Below are 23,553 nucleotides of genomic sequence, written 5' to 3'. Positions count from 1 at the left end.
GAAACGCGTTCGTACACCTGCAAGGAGGGGCGATGGCCCCCTGGACGCCCGCCGACATCCCGGACCTCACCGGCACAACGGCCATCGTCACCGGCGCCAACAGCGGCATCGGCCTGCCCACCGCCCGCGAGCTGGCCCGGCACGGCGCCCGCGTCATCGTGGCCGCCCGCTCGGCGGACAAGGGCGAGGCCGCCGTGGCGGAGATCCGGCGGGCCGTGCCGGGGGCCGACGTCGCGTACGGCGCCCTCGACCTGGCCGACCAGTCCTCGATCCGGCGCTTCGCCGACACGGTGGACAAGGTGGACCTGCTGATCAACAACGCCGGGATCGGCCTGGTCCCCCGCCAGCTGACCGAGGACGGGTGGGAGCTCCAGTTCGCCACCAACCACCTCGGCCACTTCGCGCTCACCGGCCTGCTCCTGCCACGGCTCCTGGCCGCTCCGCACGCCCGCGTGGTCACCGTCTCCAGCGACACGCACTCCATGGGCAGGCTCGACTTCGACGACCTCGCCCTGGAACGCGGCTACGGCCGGATGAGCGCGTACGGGCGGTCCAAGCTCGCCAACCTGCTCTTCACCCTGGAGCTCCAGCGACGGGCCAGCAGCGCCGGTGCGGGCCTGATCAGCGTGGCCACCCACCCGGGTGCCACCGCGACCCGCTTCGTCAAGCTGGGGCCCCTGCAGCCCCTCCTGCGCCTGTTCCTGCAGTCGGCCGACGCCGGCGCCGCCCCCTCTCTGTACGCCGCCACCTCGCCGGACGTCACCGGCGGCGAGTTCGTCGGCCCCCGGCTGAAGCTGCTCACGCCGTCGGAGACGGCCAGGTCCGAGGAGGTCGCGCGGCGGCTGTGGGAGGTGTCCGCGCAGCTCACGGGCGTAGGGTTCGAGGAGATCGCCCACCGCTGAAGGACGTGCCGCCGGGAGCGCAGGCACCCGCCGCTCATGGGGGCTGTCCTCGACGCTGCCACACGGCGGTCGGCGTGCGTGCCCTGGTCGAACGGGCCGGAGGGCGCGGCGAGCTCGACGCGGACGTCGCTCCCGAGTCTGATGCGGTACCCACGATCTTCACCGGGCCGCCCTTCGGCGAGGAGCCGGTCGGCGGCGTGCGGGTGCCGCCGGTCCTGCGCCCGGTCAGCGCAGGCCGCGGGCCAGATGGGCGCAGACGGGGAAGCCCGTGCCGGCGTACGGGGCGGCCAGGCGGTCGTAGCAGGCCCGGACGCGGGCGTAGGTCTCCGGCGGCTGGCGGGCGATCGTCTCGAAACGCGGGCCGCCCGCCTCGACCACGCCGCTCCACCAGGCTGCGACGTCCACCCGGTGTCGCCAGCGCAGGGTCCGCACGTCCACGGCCGTGAAGCCCGCCTCCTCCAGCAGCCCGGCGAAGCGTTCCGGCCGTTCCACGGCGGCGAAGGGGCGGACCGGGGGTTCGTACGGCACCCCCGCCGCCGCCAGGGCCTCGGCGAAGACGTTCGTGGCCGTCATCTCGTCGGACTTCCACCAGGTCAGCGCGGCGGCGCCGCCGGGACGCAGCACCCGGCGCAGCTCCGCGAGCGTCGCCGGGACGTCGGCGACGTGGTTGACGACGAAGTTGCCCGCCACGGCGTCGAAGGAGGCGTCCTCGAACGGCAGGACGGGCAGGGTGGCCCGGCGGACGGTGGCGGCGGGGTGGCGGCGGGCGACCAGCTCCAGCATGGCGGGGTCGGCGTCCACGGCGGTGACCTCGGCGCCGGCCGCGAGCGCGGCCGCCGTGACCACGCCGGTGCCACATCCGACGTCAAGGATCCGCTCCCGACGCCCCTCCGGAACACCGCCCTCAGGACGCCGCGCCCCCCGGCCTTCCGAGTATGGGGTCAGGTCGGCGCCTGGGGTCGCGGTATTGCTTGGGGGTGCGGTGTCGCCTGGGGTCGCGGTGTCGACTCGGGTCACGGCGGCGAGCAGGGGTTGGACGGTGTGCGAGCTGAGCCGCGCGAAGCCGCGGTCGTAGGCCTCGGGATCCCTCACAACCCCGGAGCCTACCCCGCAACCCGAATCCTGACATCTTGAGGTGAAATTTCGCCCGATTCCCTGTTTTAGAAGGAAATCTCAGGCTTATGGTCTTCGCCATGACCATCGACGCCTTCATCGACGCGCTGCCCAAGGTGGAGCTGCATGTACATCTGGTCGGATCGGCCTCGGTCGACACCGTGCTGGAGCTGTCCCGGCGGCATCCCGGCAGTGAGGTCCCGACCTCCGAGGAGGAACTGCGCCGCTTCTACACCTTCCTCGACTTCCCCCACTTCGCCCGCGTGTACCAGGCCGTCAACAGCCTGGTCCGCGAGCCCGAGGACGTCGCCACCCTCGTCCTCGGCCTGGCCAGGGACCTCGCCGGACAGGGCGGCCGGTACGCCGAGCTGCAGGTCACCCCGTACGCCCACCACGTGGTCGGCATGCCCATGCGCGAGGTGACCGAGGCCCTCGACCTGGCCGCCCGCCGCTCCCTGACCGACCACGGCGTGGAGATGGCCTACATCTTCGACATCCCCGGCGAGTACGGCGAGGAGGCCGCCCGGATCACCGTTGACCACGCCCTGCGCGAACCTCCCGCCGCATTGGTAGGTTTCGGCATCGGTGGCATCGAACAGGACCGCCCCAAGTACCGCGACGCCTACCGCGACGCCTTCACCGCCGCACGCGCCGCCGGCCTGCACAGCGTCCCGCACGGCGGCGAGATGAGCGGCCCCGAGACGATGTGGGAGGTCATCGAGGGTTACGGCGCCGAGCGCATCGGCCACGGCATCAACTGCCTGTCCGACCCCCGCCTGGTCGCCCACCTGCGCGAGACCCAGCTGCCCCTGGACGTCTGCCCCACCTCCAACGTCTGCACCGGCCAGGTGCCCGAGCTCGCCGCCCACCCGCTGCCCCGGATGCTGGAGGAGGCCCTGTACGTCACCCTCAACAGCGACGACCCGCCCATGTTCGCCACCACGCTGGCGGGGGAGTACCGCGCCGCCGCCCACGTGCTCGGCCTGGGCGCCACCGAGCTGGCCCAACTCGCCCGCAACGCCGTCAATGCCTCCTACCTGGCCGCTGACCGCAAGCAGACCCTCCTCAAGGAGATCGACACCCTGACCGCCGACCTCTGACGGCCAGGCACGTCGTGCGCCCCCGACTCGCGTCCGAGGTCAGGGGGAGGCCAGGCGGCCGAGTTCTGGGGGGATCTTGGCGGCGGCGGCGCGGTCGAGCAGGAACAGGGTGCCGGCCCGGCCGCGGGCGCCGGCCGCCGGCACCTGGACGTGCCCCGAGTCCGACAGCGCCAGGCGTACCGCGCCCGACTTCTCCTCGCCGGCCGCCACCACCCACACCTCGCGCGCCGCCTGGATGGCGGGCAGGGTCAGGGAGATGCGGGTGGGGGGCGGCTTGGGGGAGCCGTGCACGGAGACGACCGGGCGCGTGTCGTACAGGGCGGGCATGCCGGGGAACAGCGAGGCCACGTGCGCGTCGGGGCCCATGCCGAGGAGCATGACGTCGAAGGCCGGCACCGGGCCGTGGTCCTCGGGGCGGGCCGCGGCGCGCAGCTCGGCGGCGTACGCCTCGGCCGACTCCTCGGCTGTCATGCCGGAGTCGGGGCCGCGCATGACGTGGATCCGGTCGGGGTCCAGGTCCACGTGGTCGAGCAGCGCCTGGCGGGCGCCGGTCTCGTTGCGTTCCTTGTCGCCGGTGGGCACGAAACGCTCGTCGCCCCACCAGACGTCCAGGCGCCGCCAGTCGACGGCGTCACGGGCGGGCGTGGCGGCGATGGCGGCCAGCGTGGCGATGCCGACCGTGCCGCCGGTCAGCACGATCGAGGCCGACCCCTTGGCCGACTGCACGTCGACCAGGCGCGTGATGATGCGCGCCGCCACGGCCTTGGCCAGGACGTCGGCGTCGCGGTGCACGACAACGTTGGGAACGCTCACGACACTTCTTTCTCAAGTGGAGGGGGTCAGCCCTTGTACGTACGGGCGAAGCGCTTGACGGCGGCCTCGTAGACCTCGTCGCTGTCCAGCCGGCGCAGCTCCTCGGCCATCAGCTCGGAGGTGTGCCGCCGGGCCAGGGCCACGTTCCGGTCGGGCTGGCCGGGACGCGACAGCGTGGCCAGCCGCGCGTCAGAACGCATGACCGACAGCTCGCCGTCGCCGGTCTGCAGCCGTACGGCGGTCAGGCCGGGACCGGCCGACTCGCCCACCTTGACCGGCGCGCCCAGCCGCTCCGACAGCCAGGCCGCCAGCAGCGGCGCGCTCGGGTGCCCGGCGCTGGCCTCCACCACGCCCTTGCGCACCTTGCCCACCGGCTGGTCGAACGCGGCGGCCAGCAGGCTGCGCCACGGCGTCAGCCGGGCCCAGGCCAGGTCGGTGTCGCCAGGGGCGTACCCCTTGGCGCGGGTGACCAGCGACGCGGCGCCGCCGTTCTCGAAGCCCTTGGCGTCGGTGATGCGCCGCTGGGCCAGGGCGCCGATCGCGTCCTTGGACGGCACGTCGGGGGCCGCGCCCGGCCACCAGGCCACCACGGGGGTGTCGGGCAGCAGCAGGGGGCTGACGACGGAGTCGGCGTGCTGGGTCAGCTCGCCGTACAGGCGCAGCACCACGACCTCGCCCGGCGTGTTCTCGCCGATGCGCAGCTCGGCGTCGAGCCGGTTGGGCTCGGCCTCCTCCCGCTTGATCACCACGATGATGCGCGAGGGGTGCTCGCGGGCCGCCTCGGTGGCGGCGCGCAGCGCGTCGTACTGGTGGCGCTCCTCGGAGACCACCACGAGGGTCAGCACCATGCCGATGGCGGGCGCGCCCATCTGGTGGCGCAGCAGCATGAGCTGCGCCGAGATCTTGCCGGCCGTCGTGTCCGACAGCATGAAAGTCGTCACTAGAGTCTCCTCCACACGCGGCCGTCGCGCGCCATCATCGCGTCGGCCGACTCCGGGCCCCACGAGCCCGACTCGTAGGCCTCGGGCTGTCCCTGCGTGGCCCAGAAGTCCTCGATCGGGTCGAGGATCGTCCAGGACAGCTCGACCTCGCGCTGGTGCGGGAAGAGCGGCGGGTCGCCGATCATGACGTCGAGCAGCAGCCGCTCGTACGCCTCGGGTGAGGACTCCAGGAAGGACTCGCCGTAGGCGAAGTCCATGGACACGTCGCGGACCTCCATGGCGGTGCCCGGGACCTTCGACCCGAACCGCACGGTGATGCCCTCGTCCGGCTGGACGCGGATGACCAGGGCGTTCTGGCCCAGGATCTCGGTGTCGGTCTTGCTGAAGGGCAGGTGCGGCGCCCGCTGGAACACCACGGCCACCTCGGTGACCCGGCGGCCCAGCCGCTTGCCGGTACGCAGGTAGAACGGCACCCCGGCCCACCGCCGATTGGCGATCTCCAGCTTGACGGCCGCGTACGTCTCGGTGGTCGACTCGGCGGAGATGCCCTCCTCCTGGAGGTAGCCGACGACCTTCTCGCCGCCCTGCCACCCGGCCGCGTACTGGCCGCGGGCGGTGTTGAGCCCCAGGTTGGACGGCAGCCGCACCGCCTTGAGCACCTTCTCCTTCTCCCGGCGCAGCGCCGAGGCGTCGAAGGAGGTCGGGTCCTCCATGGCGACCAGCGCGAGCAGCTGGAGCAGGTGGTTCTGGATCACGTCGCGGGCCGCGCCGATGCCGTCGTAGTAGCCGGCGCGCCCGCCGATGCCGATGTCCTCGGCCATGGTGATCTGCACGTGGTCGACGAAGCTGCGGTTCCAGATGGGCTCGTACAGGTTGTTGGCGAAGCGCAGCGCCAGGATGTTCTGGACCGTCTCCTTGCCCAGGTAGTGGTCGATCCGGAAGATCGAGCTCTCCGGGAACGCCGACGTGGTGATCTCGTTCAGCTCGTGGGCCGACTTCAGGTCGTGGCCGAACGGCTTCTCGATGACCACCCGCCGCCAGGACCCCTCAGGCGCGTCGGACAGGCCGGTGCGCTTGAGCTGCTCGACCACCACGGGGAAGAACTTGGGCGGGACGGACAGGTAGAAAGCGTAGTTGCCGCCCGTGCCGCGGGTCTGGTCGATCTCCGCCAACGCCATCGCCAGCGCGTCGAAGGCTCCGTCGTCGGAGAACTCGCCCGGCACGAAATGGATGCCTTCGAGGATCTGCTTCCAGACCTCCTCGCGGAACGGCGTACGCGCGTGCGCCTTGACCGCGTCGTGCGTCAACTGCGCGAAGTCCTGGTCCTTCCAGTCGCGCCTGGCGAAACCGACCAGCGAGAAACCGGGCGGCAGCAGGCCGCGGTTGCCCAGGTCGTAAATGGCCGGCAGCAGCTTGCGCTTGGCCAGGTCGCCCGTCACGCCGAACAGCACCAGCACGCACGGCCCCGCCACCCGCGGCAGCCGCTTGTCACGCGGGTCGCGCAAGGGGTTGGCCTCGGCGACCTCCAATGTCGTGGCGGTGTTCGCCACGGCCGCCGCCACCGCGACGACCTCCTCCTCAGGAGATGCTTCGTCAGTCATCTCAAACCTCCTGTGCGGCTGCGAGCAAATGCGCGACACCCGTCGCGCGGTCCGTCAAGTGCAGGCGTACGGCGGGCCGTCCGCGGGTCTCCAGCGCGGCCAGGTCGCCCAGCGCCTGCGCGAGCTGGAGCCGCCCCAGCGTGTACGGCTGCCCGGGGACGGCGACGTCGTCGGTCACCGCGCCCGTGATCTGCAGGAACACGCCGTTCTGCGGCCCGCCCTTGTGGTATTGGCCGGTCGAGTGCAGGAAACGCGGACCCCACCCGAACGTCACCGGCCGGTTGGTGCGGATGGCGAGCAGGGCGCGCAGCGTGGCCGCGTCGGCCATCATCCACGCGTCGGTCATCTGCTCGAAGTCGGCGCCCTCGGGCACCGGCGCGTCGAAGGCGGCCAGCCGGTCGAGGTAGGCCATCACGGCCAGGTAGCCGTCGTGCGGGATGGCCTTCAGCAGCTCGGCCAGCACGCCGGGCAGGTCGTGGGAGCGGACCGCGCCGTAGACCTCGACGGGCCCGTCGACCAGCGCGGGCGCGCCCAGCGGCAGGTCGGGCAGGGCCAGCAGGGCCGCGGTGTTCTCCTTGGACTCGGCCACGTTCGGCTGGTCGAACGGGTCGATCTCCAGCAGCAGCCCGGCCACGGCGGTCGCGTACTCCCAGACCAGGAACTGGCCGCCGAGCGGCCCGTCGACGCGTACGGCGCCGTCGTCGGACTCGATCGCGACGACCAGCTCGTCGCTGGTGTGGTTGGGGTCGGCGTTGACGATCGGCAGGATGCCCCTGCCCTGCTTGCCGGTGGACTCGGCGACGAGCTGCTCGATCCAGTCGGGCAGCCCGTTGATGCCGGAGAGCTGGTCCTCCAGCACGAGCTTGTCGCGCCCGGCCAGCGCCGCGCCGCCGAGGGCCGCGCCCAGGTCGAGGCCGGGGTTGCCGGTGTCCAGGGACAGCAGCGGCAGCACCTCCTCGGCGTCGTCCAGCAGCCGCTCGACGTCGGCCCCGGCCAGCGCGCTCGGCACCAGCCCGAACGCCGACAGCGCCGAATAGCGGCCGCCCACGTCGGGGACGGCCAGCACCAGGTGGTAGCCGCCGTCGACGGCCCGCTGCTCCAGCGGTGAGCCGTGGTCGGTGACGACCACGATCCGGTCGGCGGGCGAGATGCCCGCCTCGGTGAAGATCTGTTCGTAGATGCGCAGGTGGCAGTCGGTCTCGACGGTCGAGCCGCTCTTGCTGGCCACCACCACGACCGTGGACTCCAGCAGGTCGCTCAGCGCCCGCCGGACCTGCGCGGGGTCGGTCGTGTCGAGTACGGTCAGTGGCACGTCGGCGGTCTGGCAGATCACCTCGGGAGCCAGCGACGAGCCGCCCATCCCGGCCAGCACCACGTTCGTCAGGCCCTCGGCGCGTGCCCGCTCCACGAGCTTGCCCAGCTCGGGAAGGAGCTCGCGGGAGGTGCGCGGCAGCGTCAGCCAGCCGAGCCGGACCGCCGCCACCGCCTCGGCGTCCTCGCCCCACAGCGTGGGGTCGCCGCCGGCCAGCCGCGCGGGCACGCCGTCGGCGACGAGGCGCCCCGCGACGGAGGAGGCGGCCGCGGCCACCCCCTCCTCGCGGTAGGACACCTCGATCATGGCACCAGATTCTTGGTGACGCTCTCCAGCAGCTCGTTCCAGGACGCCTCGAACTTCTCGACGCCCTCCTCCTCCAGCACCCGCACGACGTCGTCGTAGTCGATGCCGGCGTCCTTGAGCGCGGCCATGGTGTTCCAGGCCTGCTCGTAGAAGGGGCGCACGGTGTCGCCGGTGACCTGGGCGTGGTCGGCGGTGGCGTCGAGGGTCTTCTCCGGCATCGTGTTGACGGTGCCGGGGGCGACGAGCTGGTCGACGTACATGGTGTCGGAGTAGTCGGGGTTCTTCACCCCGGTCGAGGCCCACAGCGGGCGCTGCGGACGGGCGCCCGCGGCGCGCAGGCGCTGCCAGCGCTCGGAGCTGACGACCTCCTCGTAGGCGGCGTAGGCCAGGCGCGCGTTGGCGATGCCGGCCTTGCCCTTCAGCTCCGGCTTGCCGAGCTTGTCGAGCCGCTTGTCGATCTCGGTGTCGACCCGGCTGACGAAGAACGAGGCCACCGACTCGATCGTGGCCAGGTCCAGGCCCTTGGCCTGCGCGGCCTCCAGGCCGGCCAGCCAGGCGTCCATGACCGCGCGGTAGCGCTCCAGGGAGAAGATCAGCGTGACGTTGACGCTGATGCCCTCCGACAGCGCCTGCGTGATCGCGGGCAGGCCCTCAAGGGTGGCCGGGATCTTGATGAACAGGTTGGGCCGGTCGACCATCCACCACAGCGCCCTGGCCTCGGCCACGGTCTTCTCGCTCTCGCGGGCCAGACGCGGGTCGACCTCCAGCGAGACGCGGCCGTCCACGCCGCCGGTGGCGTCGTAGACCGGGCGCAGCACGTCGGCGGCCCAGCGGATGTCGTACGTGGTGATGGCGCGGACGGCCTCCTCCACGGTGACGCCGCGGACGGCCAGGTCGTGGAGCTGGGCGTTGTAGGCGTCGCCCTTGCTGAGCGCGCCGGCGAAGATCGTCGGGTTGGAGGTGACCCCGACGACGTTCTTCTCGCGGATCAGCTGGTCGAGGTTGCCCGTGCGCAGCCGTTCGCGGCTGATGTCGTCGAGCCAGATGGAAACGCCCTGGCCGGACAGCTTGTTGAGGTTCTCGCTCATCTTCTTCTCAGTTTCCCGTCGTCTCGCCCTTGTCCTGACCCAGCTTGGCGAGGCTCGCCTTGGCCGCGGCCGCCACGCGCTCGGCCGTGAGCCCGAACTGCTCGTACAGCGTCTTGTACGGCGCCGAGGCGCCGAAGTGCTCCAGGCTGACCACTTCGCCGCACTCGCCGACGAACTGGTGCCAGCCGAGCGCGACGCCGGCCTCGACCGCGACCCGAGCCCTGATCGAGCTTGGCAGGACGGTCTGCCGGTAAGCGGAGTCCTGCCCGTTGAACCACTCGACACACGGCATCGACACCACTCGTGCCGGGATGCCCTGCGCCTCCAGCAGCTCGCGGCCCTGCACGGCCACCTCGACCTCGCTGCCGGTGGCGATGATGATCACGTGCGGCTGGCCGTCGGACGCCTCGCGCAGCACGTAGCCGCCGCGGGCCACGCCGTCGGCGCTGGTGCCCTCGTAGACCGGCACGTTCTGCCTGGTCAGCGCCAGGGCGGCGGGACGGTCGGTGTGCTCCAGGATCGTCTTCCACGCATGCGCGGTCTCGTTGGCGTCGGCCGGGCGGACGACGTCGAGGCCGGGGATGGCGCGCAGCGCCCACAGGTGCTCGATCGGCTGGTGGGTGGGGCCGTCCTCGCCCAGGCCGATGGAGTCGTGCGTCCAGACGTAGGTGACCGGCAGCTTCATCAGCGCGGCCAGGCGCACCGAGGGGCGCATGTAGTCGGAGAAGACCAGGAACGTGCCGCCGTAGGGGCGGGTGCCGCCGTGCAGGGCGATGCCGTTGAGAATCGCGCCCATGGCGTGCTCGCGGATGCCGAAGTGCAGCGTGCGGCCGTAGCGGTTACCGGGGAAGTCCTTGGTCTGGTACTCCTCGGGGATGAAGGACGGCTCGCCCTTCATCGTGGTCAGGTTCGACTCGGCCAGGTCGGCCGAGCCGCCCCACAGCTCGGGCAGCACCGGCGCCAGCGCGCCCAGCACCTCGCCGCTGGCCTTGCGGGTGGCCATCGAGGAGCCGGTCTCGAACTCGGGCAGGGCCGTGGCCCAGCCGGCGGGCAGCTCGCGGTGGGAGATGCGGTCGAACTCCTTGGCCCGCTCGGGGTTGGCCAGGCGCCATTCGGCATAACCCTTGTCCCACTCGGCGCGCTCGGTACGGCCGCGGGCGACCACCTCGCGGGCGTGCTGCAGCACCTCGGCCGGCACGTCGAAGCTCTTGGCCGGGTCCATGCCCAGGATCTCCTTGGTCGCGGCGATCTCCGCCTCGCCCAGGGCCGCGCCATGGATCTTGCCGGTGTTCTTCTTGTTCGGCGCCGGCCAGCCGATGATCGTGCGCAGCCGGATGAAGGAGGGCCGGTCGGTCTCGGCCTTGGCCGCCTCCAGCGCCTCGTACAGCGCCTGGACGTCCTCCTCGTACTCGCCGCCGGCGGTCCAGTCGACGCTCTCGGTGTGCCAGCCGTAGGCCTCGTAACGCTTGACGACGTCCTCGGACTTGGCGATGAGGGTGTCGTCCTCGATGGAGATGTGGTTGTCGTCGTACAGGACGACGAGGTTGCCGAGCTTCTGGTGGCCGGCCAGGGCGCTGGCCTCGTGGCTGATGCCCTCCTCGATGTCGCCGTCGCTGACGAAGCACCAGATGTGGTGGTCGAACGGCGAGGAGCCGCGCTCGGCGTCGGGGTCGAACAGGCCGCGCTCGCGGCGGGCCGCCATCGCCATGCCGACCGCGTTGCCCAGACCCTGGCCGAGCGGGCCGGTGGTGGTCTCCACGCCGGCGGTGTGGCCGTGCTCGGGGTGACCCGGGGTCAGGCTGTCCCACTGGCGCAGCCGCCGCAGGTCGTCGAGCGTCAGGCCGTAGCCCGACAGGTAGAGCTGGATGTAGAGCGTCAGGCTGGTGTGGCCGCACGACAGCACGAACCGGTCGCGGCCCGCCCAGTTGGGGTCGCTGGGATCGTGGCGCATCACGCGCTGGAACAGCAGGTATGCGGCGGGGGCCAGGCTCATGGCGGTGCCGGGGTGACCCGAGCCCGCCTTCTCCACTGCGTCCATCGCCAGGGCCCGGACGACGTCGACGGCCTTCTTGTCGAGGTCGGTCCATTCAAGGGCTGGCACGAGTTCGGTGCTCAAGTGCTCGATCTCCGGAATCTAGTTGTCATTTGGCAGTACCTGTTGGCTATCCCGCCCACACGGGACCCTAACCGAGTGGAGCTGGCGATCGATTCCCATTCCACCCTCGCGTGTCCATGAATGGCGCAAGCCCCCCATTGGCCGGACCGTCCGCCCCTGCGACTACAGTTTGTTTGTTCGCAGAGGCGCCACGGCGCCACTCATCGATCCGCTCTAATCAGAGGTTACGCGTTGACTCCGCACAGGCTGGAAGCGCCTTGACGGTGCTGACCAACAGGCAGGCCACGGCCCCCTCGACCGAGCCCGGGGCGCCGCGCACGTTCGGCATGGTCGTGAAGGCCTACGTCGCGCTCACCAAGCCGCGGATCATCGAGCTGCTGCTGATCACGACCCTGCCGGTGATGTTCCTGGCGGCCGGCGGCCTGCCGCCGCTGTGGAAGTCGATCGCCGTGATGGTCTTCGGCACCCTGTCGGCGGGCAGCGCCAACGCGCTCAACTGCTACGTCGACCGCGACATCGACCAGAAGATGCGGCGCACCCGCCGCCGGCCGCTGGCCCGGCACCAGGTGTCCCCGCGCGGCGCGCTGGTCTTCGGGATCGTCCTGGGGATTTTGTCCACTGTTGGCCTGTGGCTCACCACCAATTGGCTGGCCGCGGCGCTGTCCACCGGCGCGATCCTGTTCTACGTCATCGTCTACTCGATGGTGCTCAAGCGCCGCACGGCCCAGAACATCGTCTGGGGCGGCATCGCGGGCTGCATGCCGGTCATGATCGGCTGGGCGGGCATCACCGAGCGGCTCGACTGGGCGCCCCTGGTGCTGTTCGGCGTGGTGTTCTTCTGGACGCCGCCCCACACCTGGACCCTCGCCATGCGCTACAAGGAGGACTACGCGGCGGCCAAGGTGCCGATGCTGCCGGTGGTGGCCACCGAGCGGCGGGTGATCCTGGAGTCCGTGGCCTACACCTGGGCGACCGTGCTGTGCTCGCTGGCGCTGTGGCCGGTGGCCGGCACCACGCTGTTCTACCCGGTCGTCGCGGTCGTGCTCGGCGTGGTCTGCCTGTGGGAGGTCCACCGCCTGCTGGCCCGGCTCAACGCCGGCAAGAGCGGCGTCGACCTGCGCCCGATGCGCTTCTTCCACTGGTCCAACGCCTACCTCGCGCTGCTCTTCCTCGCCGTCGCGATCGACCCGCTGCTGGCCTGAGCGCCGTGACCGTCCCGACCGCCGTGCGCGAGGCCCCCGACGTGCATGTCCGGACGGTGAGGAGTGGCTGTCCCGCGCGGGCGGTCGGCACGGACCCCGGCCCTTCGATCCGTTAAAGTCACGGTATGGCGACCCGTGATCCACGCTGGGTGTTGAAGGACCGCCCGTCGTTCGCGTTGATCACCGGGCTGGTCCTCACCGGCATCTGCGCCCTGGTCTCGTTCTCCTTCGACGTGATCAACGGTGAGCCGGTGCAGTTCTTCATCGCGCTCGGGCTCGCCCTGGCGCCGGTGCCGCTGCTGCTGGCCGCCGTGCTGGCGCTCGACCGCATGGAGCCGGAGCCGCGCAGCAACCTGATCTTCGCCTTCGCCTGGGGCGCGGGCATCGCCGTGCTGGTCGCCGGCGCGATCAACTCGCTCAACCTCCACTACTTCATCGACACGGCCAAGCTCTCGCCGACCAGCGCCCGCAACCTGGCGGCCACCTTCGGCGCGCCGGTGGTCGAGGAGACGATGAAGGGCCTGGTGCTGCTCGGCCTGCTGAAGTTCCGCCGGGCCGAGCTCGACGGCCCCACCGACGGCATCATCTACGCCAGCATGGTCGGCCTCGGCTTCGCCATGAGCGAGAACGTCAGCTACTACCTGTCGGCGCTCAACGGCAACGGCGTCAGCAGCCTGGCGGTCACCGTGGTGCTGCGCGGCATCCTGTCGCCGTTCGCCCATCCGCTGTTCAGCTCGATGATCGGGGTGGCCGTCGCCTACGCGGCCCAGCGCCAGGGGCCCGAGCGGGTGTTCCTGGTGCTGGCCGGCTGGTCGGGGGCGATGATCCTGCACGGCCTGTGGAACGGCCTGGCCTCCTACGGCGGCTTCCCCGGGCTCGTGGTGGCCTACCTGGCGCTGCTGGTGGTGCTCGTCGTGCTGATCGGCGTGGTGTTCAGGGACCGGCGGCGCATCGTCGCGCTCATCCAGACCTACCTGCCGCCGTACGAGCCGACCAGGCTGGTCGGGCCGGCCGACATCTACATGTTGTCCACGTTCGCCAGGCGCCGGCAGGCCAGGCAGTGGGCCAGGGCCTACGGCGGCAAGCGCGGGGTGCGCGCCATGCGCGACTACCAGCTCGCCGCCACCGAGCTCGGCCTGCTGCACGAGCGGGCGGCCCGTCACATCGTCGACGAGCAGGCCTTCCACGAGGAGCAGCGGGCCCTGCTGGAGTGCATGAGCACCGCCCGCGCCGACTTCCCGGTGCCGCCCGTGCACGCCCGCCGGATGGCCAGGGGCACCCCGCCGCCCGGCTACGCGCCCGGCGCGCCCCGCTGAGCCAGGATCTCGGTCAGCGAGACCTCGCGCGGGCCGGGGAAGACCGGGTCGGAGTGCAGCAGCAGCGCGTCCACGACGGCCTTGCCGGTGGCCAGCAGTTCCCGGGTGGCGTAGGCGTACGTGGTGGCCGCCCACTGGCGGGTGGAGTCGTCGCCCACGCCGAACGTCTCCAGCCCGGCCGTCCGGCACAGCGCGACGGCCCTTGGCAGGTGGAAGACCTGGGTGACGACGGTGACCCGCTCGGCGCCGAACACCCGGCGGGCCCGTACGCACGAGTCCCAGGTGTCGAACCCGGCGTAGTCGAGCACGATCACGTCCGCCGGCACGCCCTTGCGCAGCAGGTAGTCGCGCATGGCGGTGGGCTCGTCGTACTCCTTGCGGCTGTTGTCGCCCGACAGCAGCAGCGCCCGCACCTTGCCCGCCCGGTAGAGCTCGGCGGCCACGTCGAGCCTGCGGGCCAGCATCGGCGTGGGCTGCGTGCGCCACAGCCCGGCGCCGAGCACCAGCGCGGCCTGCGCGGGCGGCACCCGGCCCAGCCAGCCCCCTGTGCCGGCCACCACGCGGTGCGGCGAGCTGTCGAGCCAGGCCCAGGTCATGGGCGCCAGCGCGAGCACGCTGACCAGCACCAGCCCCTGGTAGGTACGGCGCAGCAGCCTGCGCGAGAGCCTAGGGAGTCGCAGCACACCCCATACCATCGCACAACGGTCAGACCGGAGCGGGCGCTTCCGCGTGAGCGGCGGCGGCCGGGGCCTCCAGCGGGCCTCTGGCGCGCAGCGAGGTGACCACCCGCAGCGCGGCGATCCACACCAGCGAGGCGCCGAGCACGTGCAGCAGCACCAGCGCGGCGGGTACGGCCAGGAAGTACTGGGTGTAGCCGATCACGCCCTGACCCAGCTCCACGACGAACAGCCCGAGCACGGCCCGCCGCGCGGCCCGGGGCGCGCCGGTCACGCGCAGCGCGAACAGCAGCGCGAACGTCAGGCCGACGACGACGTAGACGATGTCGGCGTGCAGCCGGGCCACGGTCTCGATGTCGAAGCCGAACCGGGAGGCGATGACGTCGCCCGAGTGCGGGCCCGTGCCGCTGACCACCACGCCCGCCACCAGCAGCACCGCCGTGGCGGCGAGCAGCGCGTGGCCGAGCCGCCGGACGTCGCGGTGGGCCACCCCGGCGGCCGGGCCGTCGCCCTCGCCGGCGCGGGCGTAGAGCATCCAGCAGGCGGCGATCAGCGCCATGGAGATCAGGAAGTGCATGCCGACCGTGAACGGGCTGAGCGCGCTGCGCACCACCAGCCCGCCCCACAGGGCCTGGGCCAGCACGCCCGCCGGCTGCAGCAGCGCCAGACGCACCAGCGCCCGCCTGCGCGGGACCAGGCGCAGCGCCGCGATGACGCACGCCGCGCCCACCGCCAGCACCAGGAACGTCAGCAGCCGGTTGCCGAACTCGATGAGCATCGTGAGCATCGACATCTCGGGATGGGCGACGGGCACGAAACTGTCGGGCGTGCACCTCGGCCAGGTCGGGCAGCCGAGCCCGGAACCGGTCACCCGCACGCCCGCGCCGGTCACCGCGATGCCCGCGTTGGCCACCACGGAGGCCAGCGCCCAGCCGCGCATCGAGCGCGCACTCGGCGCCCAGAACGAGCGCAGGGCGCGGGCCAGGACGTTGGGGCGGGTGGTGGATTCCTTCACGTCAACGATGGTACGGGCCAGGGGGGACGGTCCCGTCAGGGGCTTCTCCGGAACGTGACAATGTGACATGTTACTCCTGGCGACTTTCCCGACCCGGTTCCGGAGGGGTTTCGAACTGTGATCACAACTGTCGACTACCACACGGGCGGTGAGCCGTTCCGGATCGTCACCGGAGGCGTCCCCGGCATCCCCGGGGCGGACGTGCTCACCCGGCGGGAGAACGCGCCCGCCCACGCCGACCACGTCAGGCGGCTGCTGTGCCACGAGCCGCGCGGGCACGCCGACATGTACGGCTGCTTCCTGGTCCCGCCCGACGACGCCGGGGCGCATCTCGGCGCGCTGTTCTGGCACAAGGACGGCTTCTCCACCGCCTGCGGGCACGGCACGATCGCCCTCGGGGCGTACGCGGTGCAGGAGGGGCTGGTCGAGGCCGACCCCGACGGGGAGACCGACGTGGTGGTGGACGTGCCGTCGGGGCGGGTCAGGGCGCGGGTGCGGTGCTCGGGCGGGCGGGTGGCGGGGGTGACGTTCGTGAGCGTCCCGTCGTACGTGATCGCCCGGGACGTGGCCGTCGCTGGAACGAAGGTTGATATTTCGTATGGCGGGGCGATTTATGCGTCTATTTCGGCTGGGGAGTTGGGCCTGTCCGTCGAGCCCCGCCACCTGACCGACCTCGTCGGGCACGCCCGCCGCATCAAGGCCGCCCTGGCCGGCCACCCCGCCACCCGCCACCCACGCGACGACCGCCTGTCCGGCGTCTACGGCGTCATCTTCTACGACGACCTGCCGGACGACGCCGTGCGGGGCGGCGGGTCGGTGGGCGGCGGGTCGGTGGGCGGCGGGGTGGCGGGCGGCGGGGCGCCGGGTGCTGATGGGAGTGTCCGGCAGCGCAACGTCACCGTCTTCGCCGACGGCGAGGTGGACCGGTCGCCGTGCGGGTCGGGCACCGCCGCCAGGATGGCGCTGCTGCACGACGCGGGCCTGCGCGGCACCCTGGTGCACGAGAGCGTCGTCGGGTCCGTCTTCCGGGCGCGGGTGGCCGGGGTGACGGCCGAGGGGATCGTGCCGGAGATCGAAGGCATGGCCTACCGCACCGGCCGGCACGCCTTCGAGCTCGATCCCGACGACCCGATCGGAACGGGGTTCACGCTGCGATGAGCGCTCTTCCCTACATCGACGGGCCGGTGCTGGAGCGGCTGGTGCCGGTCGGCCGCGCGGTGGCCGTCCTCGAACAGGCCCTGCGCGACGGGCTCGACCCCGAGCTGACGCCCCGGCGGCCGACGGTGGACCTGCCGGCCGGGCAGCTGCTGCTCATGCCCGCCGCCGCCGGCCGCTACGCCGGGGTCAAGGCCGTCACCGTCACGCCCGCCAACCCCGGGCGCGGGCTGCCCCGCATCCAGGGGACGTACCTGCTGCTGGACGGCCCGACCCTGGCCCCGCTCGCCGCCCTGGACGGCATCGCGCTCACGTCCCTGCGCACGCCCGCCGTCTCCGCCCTGGCCGTCGCCCACCTGGCCGAGCCGGACGCGCGCCGCCTGGTGGTGTTCGGCAGCGGGCCGCAGGCGTACGGGCACGTCCTGGCCCTGCGCGAGGTGCGGCCCGTCGAGCACGTCACGGTCGTGGGCCGCGACCCCGCCCGCGCCGCCGCCCTGGCCGCCCGCTGCCGCGCCCTGGGCCTGACCGCCGAATCCCTGACCGCTGGAACCCCCGCCGGCGTGGTGCCCGACGCGGTGGCCGACGCGGTGGCCGACGCGATCCGGGCCGCCGACCTCGTCGCCTGCTGCACCACGGCCGCGCAGCCGCTGTTCCCCGGTAAGCTCGCCCGGGACGGCGTCACCGTGGTCGCGGTCGGGTCGCACGAGCCCGGCGTCCGCGAGCTCGACGGCGACCTGGTCGCCCGCGCCACCGTGGTCGTCGAGGCCAGATCGGCCGCCCTGGAGGAAGCCGGCGACGTGATCATCCCGATCCGCCACGGTACGATCACCTCTGGTCATCTCGCCGGGAACCTCGCCGAGCTGATCGCCGGGAGGGTGGTGGCCGGTCCCGGCCCGCGGGTGTTCAAGAGCACGGGCATGGCGTGGCAGGACCTGGTGGTCGCCGCGGCCGCGTACGAGGCGTGGAAGTAGGAGGGAAGGCGGATGGCTGCCGAGGACCGGCTCGACCTGCCGATGGTGGGGGAGCGGCAGAGCCTGCGCGAGCAGGTCGCGCACGCGCTGCGGGCCGCGCTGATCACCGGCGAGATGCGGCCAGGGGTGGTCTACTCCGCGCCCGTGCTTGCCGCGCAGTTCGGCGTCTCGGCCACGCCGGTCCGCGAGGCCATGCTCGACCTGGCCAAGGAGGGCCTGGTCGAGGCCGTGCGCAACAAGGGCTTTCGGGTGACCGAGCTGTCCGACCGCGACCTCGACGAGCTGACCCAGATCCGTGAGCTGATCGAGGTGCCCACCGTCTCGCGGCTGGCCGACAGCGCCCGCGCCGAGGAGTTCGAACGGCTGCGCCCGATCGCCGAGGAGATCGTCTCGGCCGCCGACCGGGCCGACCTGCTCGCCTACATCGACGCCGACCTGCGCTTCCACCTGGAGCTGCTGGCCCTGGCGGGCAACGTGCACCTGGTGGAGGTGGTGCGCGACCTGCGCAACCGGGCCCGGCTCTACGGTCTGTCGCAGCTGGCCGAGCGCGGCTCGCTGACCGACTCCGCCCGGGAGCACCTGGCCATGCTCGACGCGCTCAAGAGCGGCGACGGCAAGGCGGTCGGCCACCTGATGGGCGAGCACATCGGCCACGTCCGGGGCATCTGGGCCGAGCACTGACGTCTGCCGCGTTTCTTTACCGTCCGAATTAAGAGGGTTTGTCCGTTTTGAGGTAATGTGTTGGTGAAAGCTTTCACGAACTGATCTTCCTGAGAGCCTCATAAGCCCGGTCACGCGGACGCCCGCGTCCGCTGACCTTCACCGGGCTCGGCGACCCGCCCACCTCAAGCCGAGCCCTCCGCCGCGCGCCCGAGAGATCCCCATCCCCGCGGGCGCGCGGCGGCACCTCCTCGGTACTCCCTACCGCCCGGTGATCAGCGCCCGGTCATCCTGGTCGAGCCGAGGCTGGCGGCCACGACGCACACGATCGCCGCCCACTGCTGCACGTGCAGGACCTCGCCCAGCACCAGCACGCCCAACAGCGCCGCCACGGCCGGCTCCAGGCTCATCAGAATGCCGAACACGTGCTTGGGCATGCGCCGCAGCGCGTGGAGCTCCAGCGAGTACGGGATGACCGACGACAGCAGCCCCACGCCCAGCCCGATCAGCAGCAGCGACGGCTGCAGCAGGTCGGCGCCGCCGGTCGTGACGCCCACCGGCGCGATCACCAGGGTCGAGACGATCATCGCGAACGACAGCCCGGTGGTGCCGGGGAAACGCCGCCCGGCCGCCGCCGACAGCAGGATGTAGGCCGCCCAGCACGCGCCCGCCACCAGGGCGAACCCGATGCCGAGCCACCAGGCCGCCGACGCCTGCTGCCCCCACGGCGCCAGCAGCGCCACGCCGAGGCCGGCCAGGCCGATCCAGGCCAGGTCGAGCCTGCGCCGGGAGGCGGCCACGGCCACGCCCAGCGGGCCGAGGAACTCGATCGCCACCGCGACGCCCATCGGCAGCCGCGACAGGGCCTCGTAGTACGACAGGTTCATCAGCGCGAGCGTCAGGCCGAACCCGGCCCCGACCGCCCAGTCGCGCCACCCCAGCCCCCGCAGCTTCGGCCTGGCCACCGCGGCCATGATCAGGCCGCCTGCCGCGATGCGCAGGAACACCACGGCGCTCGGGGGCAGGACGGCGAACAGGTTCTTGGCGAACGCGGCGCCGAGCTGCACCGAGACGATGGACAGCAGGACCAGCGACGAGGGCGGGATCGAGTCCGCGGCCTGGCGCAGCAGGCGGCCAGGACGGGGCAGCGCCGGGCGGCGATCGAAGGGATCGTCGAGGGCGAAGTCGGTCACGGAACTCCTCGCGCGGAAGGTGGGGCGGTCGTCCAGAGCGTACTGACCTCGGACGACATTTCCGCACGCGGGGTGGCGCGCCCCCTCACTCCCAGCGGAACAGCCTCACTCCCAGCGGAACAGCTGCCTCACTCCCAGCGGAACAGCCGCGAGACCAGCGCCAGGGTCAGCACGGCCCAGCCGGCCAGGACGAGCACCGGCCCCAGCGGCAGCGCCGCCCCCTGGGCGAGCACCGCGCGCAGGCCGCCGGTCAGCGCCGAGATCGGCAGCAGCTCCAGGACCGGCCGCGCGCCCTCGGGGAACTTCGACAGCGGGAAGATCACCCCGCCCGCCCCCAGCAGCACCAGGTAGACCAGGTTGGCCGCGGCCAGCGTCGCCTCGGCCCGCAGCGTGCCCGCCATGAGCAGGCCGAGGCCGCTGAAGGCCGCCGTGCCCAGCACGACCAGCACCGCGGCGGCCAGGAACGACCCGTGGGGCCGCCAGCCCAGCGCCAGCCCCACGGCCACGATCACCGCCGCCTGGATGACCTCCACGGCCACCACCGCGGCCGTCTTGGCCAGCATGAGCCCGGCCCTGGACAGCGGGGTCGCGCCCAGCCGCTTGAGCACGCCGTAGCGGCGCTCGAAGCCCGTGCCGATGGCCTGCCCGGTGAAGGCCGTGGACATGACGGCCAGGGCCAGCACGCCCGGCGCCAGGAAGTCGACCCGCCGGCCGCCCCCGACGTCGACCAGCGGCGCCAGCGAGAAGCCGACCAGCAGCAGCACCGGGATGATCAGGGTGAGCAGGAGCTGCTCGCCGTTGCGGAGCATCGTGCGGACCTCCGAGCCGGCCTGCGCGAGCACCATGCGCGGGAACGGCGCGGCGCCCGGCGCGGGCGAGAGGTCGAGCACGGGGGTCATCGCAGCTCCCTGCCGGTCAGTTCGAGGAAGACGTCTTCGAGGGTGCGGCGCTCGATGCGCAGGTCGTCGGCCGTGACGCCCTCGGCCGCGCACCAGGCCGTGACGGTGGCCAGCAGTTCGGGACCCACCTGGCCCTCGATGATGTAGTGGCCGGCCGGCGACTCCTTGGCCGCGCTGCCCACCGGGAGCGCGTTGAGCAGCTCCTCCAGCGTGAGCCCCGGCCTGGCCCTGAACCTGAGCTGCCGCTCGGCCCCGGTCAGCGAGGCCGGGCTGCCCTCGGCCACCACGCGCCCCCTGTCGATGATCACGACGTGGTCGGCCAGCCGCTCGGCCTCCTCCATGTGGTGGGTGGTCAGCACCACCGACACCCCGGCGCCGCGCAGCTCGCCGACCAGGTCCCAGCAGGCGTGCCGGGCCTGCGGGTCGAGCCCGGCGGTCGGTTCGTCGAGGAACACCAGCTCCGGCCTGCCGATCACGGCCGCGGCCAGCGACAGCCGCTGCTGCTGCCCGCCCGACAGCCGCCGGTAGGGGGTGCGCGCGTGCTCGGCCAGCCCGAGCCGGGTCAGCAGCGCGCCGGGATCGTGGGGACGGGCGTAGAAGCGCGCGACCAGGCGCAGCCACTCGGCGCAGCGCATCGCCGGCGGCACCCCGCCCGCCTGGAGCATCACCCCGACGCGGGGCCGCAGCTCGGGCAGCGTGGGCGACATGCCGAGCACCCGGACCGTGCCGGAGTCGGCCTTGCGGAACCCCTCGCAGATCTCGACCGTGGACGTCTTGCCCGCGCCGTTGGGCCCGAGGACGGCGGTGACCGCGCCGCGGCCGGCCCGCAGGGTGAGGCCGTCGAGGGCGGTCCGGCCGCCGTAGCGTTTGACCAGGTCGACGATCTCGACGGCTGGGGAATCCATGGCCACGAGTTTAGGGACTGCGCCGGGCGGTCCTGCCCCCAGGTACGCGCCCGGCGAACGCCCGTCGGGCGGCCCTGTCCGGAAATGGACGGCCCTTGACCGGACCGTTCCCCGGAAAGGCGTGAGAACCGGGGGAAGGACGGCGATGAGCTCCACATGTCGCGACGCAGTGCATACGACCCAGGAGTTCCGTGCTGGGTGGACCTGGCCAGCACCGACGTCCCCGGCTCGGTCCGGTTCTACGGGGATCTGTTCGGCTGGCGGGCCGACATGGTCGACGACCCGGCGGCCGGCGGCTACGGGATGTTCGTCCACGAGGGCAGCAAGGTCGCCGGGATCGGCCCCGTCCGCGACGGCGGCTCCACCTCGCTCTGGAACACCTACGTCGCCACCGACGACGCCGCCGCGCTGGCCGGCCGGGTCAGGGACGCCGGCGGCACGGTCGTGGCGGAGCCCATGGCGGTCTTCGACGAGGGCACCATGGTCGTCCTGCGGGCCCCCGACGGCTCCTCCGCCGGCGCCTGGCAGGCGGCCGCCCATGCGGGGGCGGAGCTGGTCAACGAGCCCGGCGCGTTCTGCTGGAACGAGCTGTGCACCCGGGACGCGCCGGCCGCCGAGCGCTTCTACTCGGCGGTCTTCGGCTGGACGTCCCGCACGTCCGACCTGGGCGGCATGGCGTACACGGAGTGGGTGGCGGGGGAGGCGGCCGTCGCGGGGATGATCCCGATGCCCGACGAGGCCCCGGCGGAGCTGCCGTCGTTCTGGCTGACCTACTTCGCGGTAGCCGACCTCGACGCGGCCCTGCACGCCGCCGCCGACGCGGGCGCCGACGTGCTGACCGGCGTGACCGAGGCGCCGCCCGGCCGGTTCGCGCAGCTCATCGATCCGCAGGGCGCGGCGTTCGGGGTCATCCAGCTCAACGAAACATCATGAAATATCTGATAACCGGGAATTAGGAGGACCGAATTCCGGTTTGATCCCTCGGCCCTCGTGGGTCATCGGCCTGCGAGGGGAAGGGGTTCACGCATGTCCGTGGCAGAAGCCGCGTCCGCCGCCATTGGGAGCAAGGGCGAGACCAAGGGCGGGAGGCGGGGGCTGCTGCTGGTCATCCTGGGCGCGCTGTCGGCGATCGGCCCACTGTCCATCGACATGTACCTCCCCGCTCTGCCCGCCATCACCGAGGAGATGCTCAGCGCTCCCGCGCAGGTCCAGCTCACCCTCACCGCCTGCCTGATCGGCGTCTCCGTCGGCCAGGTCGTCGCCGGCCCGGTCAGCGACGTGCGCGGGCGGCGGGTCCCGCTGATCGTGGGCGTGTCGGGGTTCATGGTGGCCTCGCTGCTGTGCGCGTTCGCGCCGTCGGTGCCCGTGCTGATCGTCCTGCGGCTGCTGCAGGGCGTCCTGGGCGGGGCGGCGCTGGTCATCGTGCGCGCGGTCGTCCGCGACCTGTACGACGGCGCCGCCATCGCCCGCATCTTCGCCACGCTCATGCTGGTCAGCGGCCTGGCGCCGATCCTCGCCCCCATCGCCGGGGCCCAGCTGCTCGCCTTCACCTCCTGGCGCGGCGTGTTCGTGGCGCTCAGCCTCGCCGGGCTCGTGCTGCTGCTGGCCGTGCTGCCGGGGGTGCGCGAGACGCTGCCCGCCGAGCGGCGCGAGAGCGGCGGGCTGGCGCACACCGTGCGCATCTTCTGGCAGCTCCTGCGCGACCGCGCGTTCATGGGCTGCGCGCTCACCGCCGGGCTGGCCTTCGCGGCGATGTTCGGCTACATCTCCGGCTCGCCGTTCGTGCTCCAGCAGGTGTACGGCGCCACCCCGCAGCAGTACTCGCTCATCTTCGGGCTCAACGCGCTCGGCCTGACCGCGATGGCCCAGCTCGGCGGCCGCCTGTCGGGCCGTGTGGAGCCCGCCCGCCTGGTGGTCGTCGGGCTGGTCACCGGCCTGGTGGGCGCCGCGCTGCTGCTGACCGCCGCGCTCGCCGGGCTCGGCCTGACCGGCATCGTGGCGGGCCTGTTCGTGATCATGCTGGGTCAGGGACTCGTCCTGCCCGGCACCGGCGCGCTCGCGCTGGCGGGGCAGCCCGCCCAGATCGCCGGCAGCGCCTCGGCGCTGCTCGGCGTGCTGCAGTTCGCGCTGGGCGCGCTGGCCGCCCCGCTGGTCGGCCTGGCGGGCGAGGGCACGGCCGTGCCGATGGCCTGCGTGATGCTCGGTCTCATCGTCTGCTCCACGCTCGCGTTCGCGATCCTGGGACGCCGAAAGGTTAGGTAAGCCTTA

Annotated in this window: 21 protein-coding genes; 9 read left to right on the top strand and 12 right to left on the bottom strand. The window is 72.5% G+C overall.

The features are described 5' to 3' along the window. Positions 1–32 precede the first annotated feature (32 nt). The gene (locus ABT158_RS44665; RefSeq protein ID WP_352364414.1) at positions 33–902 is read left to right on the top strand and encodes an oxidoreductase; all 870 of its coding nucleotides are present in this window, start codon (positions 33–35) and stop codon (positions 900–902) included. 225 nt (positions 903–1,127) lie between these two features. Here the strand turns inward: ABT158_RS44665 and ABT158_RS44660 are convergent, their stop codons facing one another. Then, complete coding sequence (locus ABT158_RS44660; protein WP_352364480.1) at positions 1,128–1,919, bottom strand: class I SAM-dependent methyltransferase; 792 nt, start codon at positions 1,917–1,919, stop codon at positions 1,128–1,130. A gap of 176 nt (positions 1,920–2,095) precedes the next feature. On the opposite strand from ABT158_RS44660, the gene add reads away from it, so the two are divergent. Further along, complete coding sequence (gene add, locus ABT158_RS44655) at positions 2,096–3,115, top strand: adenosine deaminase (protein WP_352364412.1); 1,020 nt, start codon at positions 2,096–2,098, stop codon at positions 3,113–3,115. Between the two features lie 39 nt (positions 3,116–3,154). On the opposite strand, the gene pgl is transcribed toward add, so the two are convergent. The 6 genes from pgl to tkt are packed head-to-tail and all read right to left on the bottom strand — an operon-like array spanning position 3,155 to position 11,214. Beyond that, positions 3,155–3,928, bottom strand: coding sequence for a 6-phosphogluconolactonase (gene pgl, locus ABT158_RS44650; RefSeq protein ID WP_352364410.1), 774 nt, complete (start codon positions 3,926–3,928; stop codon positions 3,155–3,157). 26 nt (positions 3,929–3,954) lie between these two features. Beyond that, positions 3,955–4,869 carry a glucose-6-phosphate dehydrogenase assembly protein OpcA gene (opcA, locus tag ABT158_RS44645; protein ID WP_352323011.1) on the bottom strand — a complete coding sequence of 305 codons (915 nt, stop codon included), beginning with the start codon at positions 4,867–4,869 and terminating at the stop codon, positions 3,955–3,957. Then, on the bottom strand, positions 4,869–6,470 hold the full coding sequence (gene zwf / locus ABT158_RS44640; RefSeq protein ID WP_352364408.1) for a glucose-6-phosphate dehydrogenase: 1,602 nt from the start codon (positions 6,468–6,470) through the stop codon (positions 4,869–4,871). Before zwf ends, opcA begins: the two co-directional genes overlap by 1 nt. Before the next feature lies 1 nt (position 6,471). Beyond that, positions 6,472–8,088, bottom strand: a complete 1,617-nt coding sequence (locus tag ABT158_RS44635) for a phosphoglucose isomerase-related protein (RefSeq protein ID WP_352364406.1) — start codon at positions 8,086–8,088, stop codon at positions 6,472–6,474. Next, positions 8,085–9,176: a transaldolase gene (gene tal / locus ABT158_RS44630; RefSeq protein WP_352364404.1), complete on the bottom strand. Its 1,092-nt coding sequence runs from the start codon at positions 9,174–9,176 to the stop codon at positions 8,085–8,087. The genes ABT158_RS44635 and tal overlap by 4 nt, the downstream gene beginning before the upstream one ends. A gap of 7 nt (positions 9,177–9,183) precedes the next feature. Continuing rightward, on the bottom strand, positions 9,184–11,214 hold the full coding sequence (gene tkt / locus ABT158_RS44625; RefSeq protein ID WP_387680351.1) for a transketolase: 2,031 nt from the start codon (positions 11,212–11,214) through the stop codon (positions 9,184–9,186). Positions 11,215–11,549: 335 nt separating this feature from the next. Here tkt and ABT158_RS44620 point away from each other — a divergent pair, with 335 nt between their 5' ends. Together ABT158_RS44620 and ABT158_RS44615 are read left to right on the top strand one after the other, a co-directional pair. Next, on the top strand, positions 11,550–12,494 hold the full coding sequence (locus ABT158_RS44620) for a heme o synthase (protein WP_352364400.1): 945 nt from the start codon (positions 11,550–11,552) through the stop codon (positions 12,492–12,494). A 125-nt stretch (positions 12,495–12,619) separates the two neighbouring features. Next, positions 12,620–13,810 carry a PrsW family intramembrane metalloprotease gene (locus ABT158_RS44615; RefSeq protein ID WP_352364398.1) on the top strand — a complete coding sequence of 397 codons (1,191 nt, stop codon included), beginning with the start codon at positions 12,620–12,622 and terminating at the stop codon, positions 13,808–13,810. On the opposite strand, the gene ABT158_RS44610 is transcribed toward ABT158_RS44615, so the two are convergent. Both ABT158_RS44610 and ABT158_RS44605 read right to left on the bottom strand, forming a co-directional pair. Then, entirely contained in the window at positions 13,786–14,493 is a 708-nt protein-coding gene (locus tag ABT158_RS44610; protein WP_352364396.1) for a SanA/YdcF family protein, read from the bottom strand. The genes ABT158_RS44615 and ABT158_RS44610 overlap by 25 nt on opposite strands. 22 nt (positions 14,494–14,515) lie before the next feature. After that, on the bottom strand, positions 14,516–15,502 hold the full coding sequence (locus tag ABT158_RS44605) for a COX15/CtaA family protein (RefSeq protein WP_352364394.1): 987 nt from the start codon (positions 15,500–15,502) through the stop codon (positions 14,516–14,518). 117 nt (positions 15,503–15,619) lie between these two features. Here ABT158_RS44605 and ABT158_RS44600 point away from each other — a divergent pair, with 117 nt between their 5' ends. From ABT158_RS44600 to ABT158_RS44590, 3 genes are read left to right on the top strand one after another with little or no spacing between them, the layout of a single operon-like run. Next, positions 15,620–16,660: a proline racemase family protein gene (locus ABT158_RS44600; protein WP_352364393.1), complete on the top strand. Its 1,041-nt coding sequence runs from the start codon at positions 15,620–15,622 to the stop codon at positions 16,658–16,660. Beyond that, entirely contained in the window at positions 16,657–17,628 is a 972-nt protein-coding gene (locus tag ABT158_RS44595) for an ornithine cyclodeaminase family protein (RefSeq protein ID WP_352364392.1), read from the top strand. The genes ABT158_RS44600 and ABT158_RS44595 overlap by 4 nt, the downstream gene beginning before the upstream one ends. Before the next feature lie 12 nt (positions 17,629–17,640). After that, entirely contained in the window at positions 17,641–18,309 is a 669-nt protein-coding gene (locus tag ABT158_RS44590; RefSeq protein ID WP_352364390.1) for a GntR family transcriptional regulator, read from the top strand. A 254-nt stretch (positions 18,310–18,563) separates the two neighbouring features. On the opposite strand, the gene ABT158_RS44585 is transcribed toward ABT158_RS44590, so the two are convergent. The 3 genes from ABT158_RS44585 to ABT158_RS44575 all read right to left on the bottom strand — a co-directional run bounded on the left by ABT158_RS44585 (position 18,564) and on the right by ABT158_RS44575 (position 21,285). Then, a complete protein-coding gene (locus ABT158_RS44585) occupies positions 18,564–19,481 on the bottom strand; it encodes an EamA family transporter (RefSeq protein WP_352364388.1) in 918 nt (305 codons plus the stop codon). 128 nt (positions 19,482–19,609) lie between these two features. Next, complete coding sequence (locus tag ABT158_RS44580) at positions 19,610–20,380, bottom strand: ABC transporter permease (RefSeq protein WP_352328760.1); 771 nt, start codon at positions 20,378–20,380, stop codon at positions 19,610–19,612. After that, the gene (locus ABT158_RS44575) at positions 20,377–21,285 is read right to left on the bottom strand and encodes an ABC transporter ATP-binding protein (protein WP_352364386.1); all 909 of its coding nucleotides are present in this window, start codon (positions 21,283–21,285) and stop codon (positions 20,377–20,379) included. Before ABT158_RS44575 ends, ABT158_RS44580 begins: the two co-directional genes overlap by 4 nt. 156 nt (positions 21,286–21,441) lie before the next feature. Here ABT158_RS44575 and ABT158_RS44570 point away from each other — a divergent pair, with 156 nt between their 5' ends. Both ABT158_RS44570 and ABT158_RS44565 read left to right on the top strand, forming a co-directional pair. Beyond that, on the top strand, positions 21,442–22,218 hold the full coding sequence (locus ABT158_RS44570; protein WP_352364384.1) for a VOC family protein: 777 nt from the start codon (positions 21,442–21,444) through the stop codon (positions 22,216–22,218). Positions 22,219–22,311: 93 nt separating this feature from the next. After that, positions 22,312–23,547, top strand: a complete 1,236-nt coding sequence (locus ABT158_RS44565; RefSeq protein WP_352364382.1) for a multidrug effflux MFS transporter — start codon at positions 22,312–22,314, stop codon at positions 23,545–23,547. The last annotated feature ends 6 nt before the right edge of the window (positions 23,548–23,553 follow it).

This window comes from Nonomuraea sp. NPDC001636 (assembly GCF_040298265.1).
In the GTDB taxonomy this organism is placed as follows: Bacteria; Actinomycetota; Actinomycetes; order Streptosporangiales; family Streptosporangiaceae; genus Nonomuraea.
Note: the sequence above shows the minus strand (reverse complement) of the source record. Positions and strands in the feature narration are given on the sequence as shown.

Bases quoted from the DNA above. Each gene is read 5' to 3' on its own strand.
- ABT158_RS44665 (WP_352364414.1), top strand. From the start codon at position 33: ATGGCCCCCTGGACGCCCGCCGACATCCCGGACCTCACCGGCACAACG.
- add (WP_352364412.1), top strand. From the start codon at position 2,096: ATGACCATCGACGCCTTCATCGACGCGCTGCCCAAGGTGGAGCTGCAT.
- zwf (WP_352364408.1), bottom strand. From the start codon at position 6,470: ATGACTGACGAAGCATCTCCTGAGGAGGAGGTCGTCGCGGTGGCGGCG.
- ABT158_RS44635 (WP_352364406.1), bottom strand. From the start codon at position 8,088: ATGATCGAGGTGTCCTACCGCGAGGAGGGGGTGGCCGCGGCCGCCTCC.
- tal (WP_352364404.1), bottom strand. From the start codon at position 9,176: ATGAGCGAGAACCTCAACAAGCTGTCCGGCCAGGGCGTTTCCATCTGG.
- tkt (WP_387680351.1), bottom strand. From the start codon at position 11,214: ATGGACGCAGTGGAGAAGGCGGGCTCGGGTCACCCCGGCACCGCCATG.
- ABT158_RS44615 (WP_352364398.1), top strand. From the start codon at position 12,620: ATGGCGACCCGTGATCCACGCTGGGTGTTGAAGGACCGCCCGTCGTTC.
- ABT158_RS44595 (WP_352364392.1), top strand. From the start codon at position 16,657: ATGAGCGCTCTTCCCTACATCGACGGGCCGGTGCTGGAGCGGCTGGTG.
- ABT158_RS44590 (WP_352364390.1), top strand. From the start codon at position 17,641: ATGGCTGCCGAGGACCGGCTCGACCTGCCGATGGTGGGGGAGCGGCAG.
- ABT158_RS44580 (WP_352328760.1), bottom strand. From the start codon at position 20,380: ATGACCCCCGTGCTCGACCTCTCGCCCGCGCCGGGCGCCGCGCCGTTC.
- ABT158_RS44575 (WP_352364386.1), bottom strand. From the start codon at position 21,285: ATGGATTCCCCAGCCGTCGAGATCGTCGACCTGGTCAAACGCTACGGC.
- ABT158_RS44570 (WP_352364384.1), top strand. From the start codon at position 21,442: ATGTCGCGACGCAGTGCATACGACCCAGGAGTTCCGTGCTGGGTGGAC.
- ABT158_RS44565 (WP_352364382.1), top strand. From the start codon at position 22,312: ATGTCCGTGGCAGAAGCCGCGTCCGCCGCCATTGGGAGCAAGGGCGAG.